The sequence below is a fragment of the Natronolimnohabitans innermongolicus JCM 12255 genome, from assembly GCF_000337215.1.
GTDB classification, from domain to species: Archaea; Halobacteriota; Halobacteria; order Halobacteriales; family Natrialbaceae; genus Natronolimnohabitans; species Natronolimnohabitans innermongolicus.
This window is the reverse complement of record NZ_AOHZ01000055.1, coordinates 38,642-44,656: the sequence shown is the minus strand read 5'-3', so window position 1 is coordinate 44,656 and position 6,015 is coordinate 38,642. Positions and strand designations below refer to the sequence as shown.

7 protein-coding genes are annotated in these 6,015 nt (G+C 69.0%); 4 read left to right on the top strand and 3 right to left on the bottom strand.

Features of this window, described 5'->3' with window-relative positions; translation table 11 throughout:
- A partial coding sequence (locus C493_RS12290) for an amidase family protein (RefSeq protein WP_007259767.1) occupies positions 1-369 on the top strand: 369 nt, incomplete at its 5' end.
- A gap of 5 nt (positions 370-374) precedes the next feature.
- Here C493_RS12290 and C493_RS12285 read toward each other — a convergent pair.
- Positions 375-1,052 (bottom strand): type 1 glutamine amidotransferase, encoded by a 678-nt coding sequence (locus C493_RS12285; RefSeq protein WP_007259766.1) that lies wholly within the window; start codon positions 1,050-1,052, stop codon positions 375-377.
- A gap of 259 nt (positions 1,053-1,311) precedes the next feature.
- Between C493_RS12285 and C493_RS12280 the strand changes: the two genes are divergently transcribed.
- The 3 genes from C493_RS12280 to C493_RS12270 are packed head-to-tail and all read left to right on the top strand — an operon-like array spanning position 1,312 to position 3,963.
- Positions 1,312-1,917 (top strand): UGSC family (seleno)protein, encoded by a 606-nt coding sequence (locus C493_RS12280; protein ID WP_049889339.1) that lies wholly within the window; start codon positions 1,312-1,314, stop codon positions 1,915-1,917.
- Position 1,918: 1 nt separating this feature from the next.
- Positions 1,919-3,022: a hypothetical protein gene (locus C493_RS12275; RefSeq protein ID WP_007259764.1), complete on the top strand. Its 1,104-nt coding sequence runs from the start codon at positions 1,919-1,921 to the stop codon at positions 3,020-3,022.
- A 5-nt stretch (positions 3,023-3,027) separates the two neighbouring features.
- Positions 3,028-3,963: an NAD(P)/FAD-dependent oxidoreductase gene (locus C493_RS12270; RefSeq protein ID WP_007259763.1), complete on the top strand. Its 936-nt coding sequence runs from the start codon at positions 3,028-3,030 to the stop codon at positions 3,961-3,963.
- A gap of 73 nt (positions 3,964-4,036) precedes the next feature.
- Here the strand turns inward: C493_RS12270 and C493_RS12265 are convergent, their stop codons facing one another.
- Together C493_RS12265 and C493_RS12260 are read right to left on the bottom strand one after the other, a co-directional pair.
- Positions 4,037-4,258, bottom strand: coding sequence for a hypothetical protein (locus tag C493_RS12265; protein ID WP_007259762.1), 222 nt, complete (start codon positions 4,256-4,258; stop codon positions 4,037-4,039).
- 103 nt (positions 4,259-4,361) lie between these two features.
- Complete coding sequence (locus tag C493_RS12260; protein WP_007259761.1) at positions 4,362-6,008, bottom strand: SagB/ThcOx family dehydrogenase; 1,647 nt, start codon at positions 6,006-6,008, stop codon at positions 4,362-4,364.
- Positions 6,009-6,015 lie beyond the last annotated feature (7 nt).

The following is a 6,015-nucleotide window of genomic DNA, read 5'->3' as shown; positions in this document are numbered from 1 at the left end:
GCCTACGCTAACGACGCCTACCACTCGCGGTACTACGCCGACGGGATGAACCTCTTCGTCGAGCTGACGGAGCGGTACGACGCCCTGCTCGCGGACCACGATCTGCTGGCGATGCCGACGGTCGTGGACACGGCGCCCGAACACGACCCCGAAATGGATCAGTACGACCGCCTCGGCGAGGACCTCGTCGTCACCAACACGGCGCCGTTCAACCGGACCGGCCACCCCGCGATCAGCGTTCCCGTCGGCGAGGTCGACGGGCTTCCCGTGGGACTCATGCTCGTCGGCTCGCGGTTCGACGACGCGACGGTTCTCGACGCCGCCGAGACGATCGAGTCGATGCTCGCCGATCGATCGTCGAGCGCGTAACGACGCTACGCCCGCGAGTTCGCGGCCCCGTCGGCGACGATCGACGCGAAGTTCTCGACGACTCGAGTCGCGTTCGTCTCGGTGAAGCCGTACTCGCCGTCGGTCCAGTCGAAATCGGCCTCGAGTCGCCCGCGGAGGGCAGCGGTGAACTCGGGGTGAAACTGGACGGTCCACAGCGGGGCCACTCGGTGGCGCGTCGCGAAGGCGCGGTAGTACGCCGCCGAGGCGATGAGCGTCATCCCGTCGCCGAGTTCCGTGACGGCGTCGCCGTGGGCGACCGGCACGACCGACGAGACGCCCTCGAACAGCGGGTCGTCCGCGAGCGTGGCCGCGACGGGCCGGCAGGTCGCGCCGACGCGCTCGACGGTGCCGCCGAGCGCCGCGTTGGCGAGCTGGTGGCCGAAGCAGACGCCGAGCGTCGGCACCTCGCGGTCGATCAACTCCCGCACGAGCCGCTGTTGATCGGCGATCCACGGGCGTTCGTCGACCTCGTAAACGCCCGCCGTCGAGCCCGTGAGAACGACGGCGTCGACGGCCTCGAGGTCGAGTCGTTCGCCCGATGGGTAGTCGACCGTCCGAATCTCGGCCGCAGCGTCCGAGACGACCCCCTCGAGTGCGTCGCAGTGGAACTCGCGGTCGGCGTCGACCTCGTTGCGAACCACGGCAATCGTCGGCGATCTCATTGTGGTAGTGTTGTCTCACCCTCGAGAAAACCGTACTGGACGTGGCGAATATCGAGCCGACGGTTCGAATTCAGTCACCAGAACAAGTGATTGGTTCGGGAATCAAAAGCAGCTCGGCCGCTCGAGTCGACGCGTCGAGAGGCGCGAGCGCGACCGCGAGGTACCGACGACGAGGACTAGGGTAGTCCGCAACTCGACCCCAAGAATCTCGCCGCCAGTCCAGTCTTTAAGAGAGGTGGTACCGTATGCCACGGTAGTCATGTACGATCCAGTGGCCGATTCCGAAGCGGCGGAGCGGAAATCCATCGCCCCGCGCCTCGAGCAGATCGAGGGAGCGCGCATCGGGCTGTTCGACAACGGAAAACCGGCTGCGGAGCCGCTGCTAGACGTCGTCGAGGAGCGCCTCGAGGAGGCGTATCCGAGCGTCACCGTCGACCGCTACGCCGTCGACCACCTCAACCGTATCAAAAACGACGCGGAGATGGACGCGATCGAGGCGTGGGCCGACGAGGAACTCGACGCCTGCATCGGCGCCATCGGCGACTGCGGTTCCTGTACGAAGTATCTGGTCTACGGCATCGAGTCGGCCGAACGCAGCGAAACGCCGGGAGTCGGCATCGTCGACGAGGGATTCGCGCTCGACTGGGACACCAACGCGCGTGATTTCGGCCGCGAGCTGCGCTACTACACCATGCCGGCGATCTCGGAGGTGATCGACCGCGACCGCTTCCGCGAGCAACTCACCGTCGACGTGCTCGACGAAATCCTCGATGAGTTGACGCGCCCACCGACGCCCGAGGAGCGGGCCGCCGAGGACGCCGAAAGCGAAAGCGAGACGACGGTCGTCGCCGGCGGGGATCGGTGACATGAGTCGGCAAGAACAGGATATCGAGGGCGTAACGGAGTCGTTCTACCGGAAGGGGAAAACCGACGGGTTGCCGGTCGTGCCGCCGAGCGAGGAACGCGTCGAGCGGATGCTCGAGGGGACGGACCTGCCGCGCGACGAGGTGATCGGTCGGCTCGGGACCCGCGAGGGGGCCCTCACGGTGGAAAAGCTGGCGGTAAACGGCGTGATGGCCGGCTGCCTGCCGATCCACATGCCGCTGCTGGTCGCCGGCGCGCGGGCGCTGGCCGACCCCAAGTCGAACGCCATCCAGGCCTCGGTCAGCACCGGCTCGTGGGCGTATCTCTTCGTCGTCAACGGCCCCATTCGGCGCGCGCTGGACGTCAACTCCGACACCGCAGCATTCGGCCCCGGCTTCCGCACCAATCGAACCGTCGGGCGGGCGCTCGGGTTGGCCTACAAGAACACCGCCCGCATCCACCCCGGCGAGAAGGAGATGGCGACCATCGGCAACCCGTTCAAGTTCAGCCTGTTCGCCGGCGAGAACGAAGAGCGCAGCCCCTGGGAGCCGCTGCACGTCGAGCGCGGCTACGACCGCGACGACAGCACGATCACGTTCGCGGCGCCCAACAACTTCCTCCAGTACAAGTTCGAGGCGGGACCGCGAGGCGACCAGGAGATGGTCGAGAGCCTGATCCGTAACACGCCGCCGCACATGGTCGGGCTCAAGACCGAGACGGCCAACGAGCGCTACGAAGGCGCCCAGCTCGAGGTGTTCTACGCGCTCTGTCCGTACAACGCCCAGGAGCTCGAGGCGTACACGAAAGCCGAAATCAAGGAGTACATCTCCGAGAACGCCCGGCGACGGGCCGACGAGCTGTCCGGTCTCGGCGGCGGGAACGCCGAGGACGACGGCTTGCAGTCGCTCTGGCGACGGCAGTTCGCCGATCCCGAGCGCATCAAGCTGTTCGTCACCGGCGGGAGCGGCCGGTTCAACGCGGCGATGGGGCCGACTCTCGGCGGTCCGACGACGAAGCGCGTCGAACTGCCCGACAACTGGGACGCGCTCCTCGAGCGGTACGGCGACGGACTGGACCGCGAGTGGGGACAGGCGGGCGGTGGGTAACTGGCATGGGCTCCGACGACGAGTACGATTACGACCTTCTCGTGGTCGGCTCGGGACCAGCCGGGCTAGCCGCTGGTATCGCCGCCGGTCGCCGCGGATTCGAAGCGGTACTCTTCGAACGGGAGTCCGTCGGCGGCGAGCTCGTCAACCGCCACACCATCGAGAATCTACCGGGCCATCCCGAGACCACGGGGCCGGAGCTCCGCTCGACGCTGGTCGACCAGCTCGGCGAGGTCGGCGGTCAGGTTCGACTGGCGGCCGTCGACGACGTTCGACGAGCGGACGAGGGGTCTCGAGGCTTCGCGGTCGACACGACCGAAGGGACCTACGACGCCCGCACCGTCGTCGTCGCCACCGGCAGTCGACCGATCAGGCTGGACGTCCCCGACGCCGAAGCCTACCGCGGCCGCGGCGTCTTCTACTGTGCGATGTGCGACGGACCGCTGTACGCCGGCGAGACCGTCGCCGTCTCCGGCAGCGACGAGTGGGCGCTGGCCGACGCGCGCTACCTGACCGAACACGCCGACCGCGTCGTGGTCGTCGAGGAGGGGTCGCAACTGGCCGCCGGCGAGGCGTTCCGCGAGCGGATCGCCGAACACCCGGACGTCGAGGTTCGGACCGACACCGAGATCCGCGGCGTCGACGGCGAAGACGTCCTCGAGCGCCTCGAGTTGTTCGACCGCACCGAGGACGCCGAGTACGTCGAGGCCGTCGACGGACTGTACGTTCAACACGGCGTCGAGCCCGCGGCGTCGTTCCTCCCGGAGTGGGTTCCGCGAACCGACTGCGGCGCCATCGCCGTCGACCAGTCGTTAGAGACGGCGGAACCCGGGCTGTTCGCCGCCGGCGACGTTCGCCAGTCCTCGCCGCGGACGATCGCCACGTCGCTCGCCGACGGCGTCACCGTCTGTCGGTCGGCGGCGCGGTATCTGGAGAAGTAACCGCTCGACGACGGTTTCGACGCGTCACTCGCGGCTCGAGTCGAACGCGAGCGAACGGTCGGCCTCTCCGGTCTCAGGCCGGACTCGAGTCCGACGAGCCGCCGCGAACGAGGTTGAGAACGCCCTGGGCGGCCATGCCGATGATCGCCCACTTCCAGGCGAGAGCGGCGACGCCGAGCAAGAGCGCGCCGCGGACCCTGTTGCCATGACTGAACGCCGTTTTCGCTTCCGAGAGCACCGATACCACCGTCAGCGATCGCGTCGCCGTCGAACCGAGGAGTCGCTTGAGTACCATATCCGTCCTTGGGAAGCCGACCGAATAACGAGCCACCCGGAGGGCGCAAGTTCGGACAGACGGCGTCTCGATCCGCTCGAGGCGCTCGCGGCGCTCGGCGAGCCTACGCCGGCCGTCCGATCGTGTAGAGAAACAGCGGCGTCTGCCCCGCAGCGCGAGGCGCGAAGAACTCGGTGACGAGGTCGTCGTAGAAGGTCAGTCCCGTCCCGCCCAGCGCTCGGTGGGCGTAGGTGGCCAGGTACAGCCGCCCGGCGGTCAGCGCGGCCTCGAGTTGCGCGACGCGGTAGCCGCGGTCGCCGAGGGCGTCGACGACCGCCTCGAGGTCGGTCAGGAAATACAGACAGGCCGCAGCGTCGCCGCCCAGCCGCTGGTCGAGCGCGAGGTGGGTGGCCTCCTGCCGATAGTCGCCCGACCGGAGGCGCTCGAGTTCGCCCGCCTCGGGATGATAGTGGTAGCTGCCCGATTCGAGACCCTCGACGCCGTTTGCCACGAGGTACGGATCGCAGAACGACAGCGGCCGGGCGCCGTTCCGGCTCGGGCGTCGCGGGGCGTCCGCACGCTCGTTCGAGGCCCCGCGTCGGTCGTCCGCTCGCCGGCAGTCCATCGCCACCCCGCGGACGGCGCGGTCGAGCACCGTCGAGAGCTTTCGGAAACTGATCGGGTCGGGGTCGTACTGCCGACAGGAACCCCGTCGCCGGATCGTCTCGTGCAGCGGGCGACTCGAAGCCGTCTCCGGACCGACCGGCTCGAGCGGGACGCGGGCGCGGTCGCCGGCGTCTCGGGTCCCGATCGAGTCGGCGGCGCTCGGACCGTCGGATCGCCACAGTGCGGCCGCCGCGCCGTCCTCGAGCGCGCCGGCGTCCCAGGCCTCGTAGAGCAGCGGGTACTCCCGCTCGGTCGGCGAGAGGGGTTCGGTATCGGGGTCGATGGGGTCGACGGCGGCCGCGTCCGACGCGGTATCCCCGGCCCCGCCGTCGCCGCCGTCACCGCCGTCGCCGACGCCGATCGGAACGATCTCGAGTGGCGCTTCCCGCTCGGGATCGACCCCGAGCAGGTCGGCGACCGGTCGGTCCGCGAAGCCCGCGACGACCTCGGCCCGGAGGTCCAGCGCGTGCGCAACCGCCAGCAGGTTCGCCAGCGTCGTCCCGGAGTCCCAGAAGGCGTGGCGAAAGGTCCGTTCCTCGTACTTCCAGGCGTTTCGCCACCACGTCGAGGTCGCGACGATCGACAGCGGCGCGTCGCCGACGGCGTCGTCCCCGCTCGCGGCCGCGAGGACACCCCGGAAGTCGCCCGCTCGGAGGACGTCCAGCGAGAACGTCCGCGGGTCGAAGTGGTAGACGCCGGCCTCGAGACGGGGGCGGTCGCCACAGACCGCGTACAGGTCGACGTGATAGAGCGCGCCGGTCGTCGACGCGGCGCGGAACAGCTTCGAGCGGTTCCGAAGCTCGATCCGCTTCGTGATACCCGCGGCGTAGTAACAGAGGGTGGCGACGGTTTCACGGTCGAGTCGGTCGACGCGAGATTCCTCGCCGTCGGCCGGCACCACCCCGTCGGGCGTCGGTTCGGCGACCGCGGACAGCGCCGGCTGCTGGGGCGGCCGAATCGAGTCCGCGAGCGGAACCGACGGCAGGTCCGCGTACACCTTGTACGGCCGCGGCTTGATGTCGAAGTCGAGCCCGGGTTGCCCCTCCCGGACGCTTTTGGGCGAGTGTTTCGTGCGACGGTGATACTCGAGCGCATCGACTGTCATGTGCCGG

Excerpts from the sequence above, each read along its gene's own strand:
- C493_RS12260 (WP_007259761.1), bottom strand. The coding sequence starts at position 6,008 with ATGACAGTCGATGCGCTCGAGTATCACCGTCGCACGAAACACTCGCCC.
- C493_RS12270 (WP_007259763.1), top strand. The coding sequence starts at position 3,028 with ATGGGCTCCGACGACGAGTACGATTACGACCTTCTCGTGGTCGGCTCG.
- C493_RS12285 (WP_007259766.1), bottom strand. The coding sequence starts at position 1,052 with ATGAGATCGCCGACGATTGCCGTGGTTCGCAACGAGGTCGACGCCGAC.
- C493_RS12275 (WP_007259764.1), top strand. The coding sequence starts at position 1,919 with ATGAGTCGGCAAGAACAGGATATCGAGGGCGTAACGGAGTCGTTCTAC.
- C493_RS12265 (WP_007259762.1), bottom strand. The coding sequence starts at position 4,258 with ATGGTACTCAAGCGACTCCTCGGTTCGACGGCGACGCGATCGCTGACG.
- C493_RS12280 (WP_049889339.1), top strand. The coding sequence starts at position 1,312 with ATGTACGATCCAGTGGCCGATTCCGAAGCGGCGGAGCGGAAATCCATC.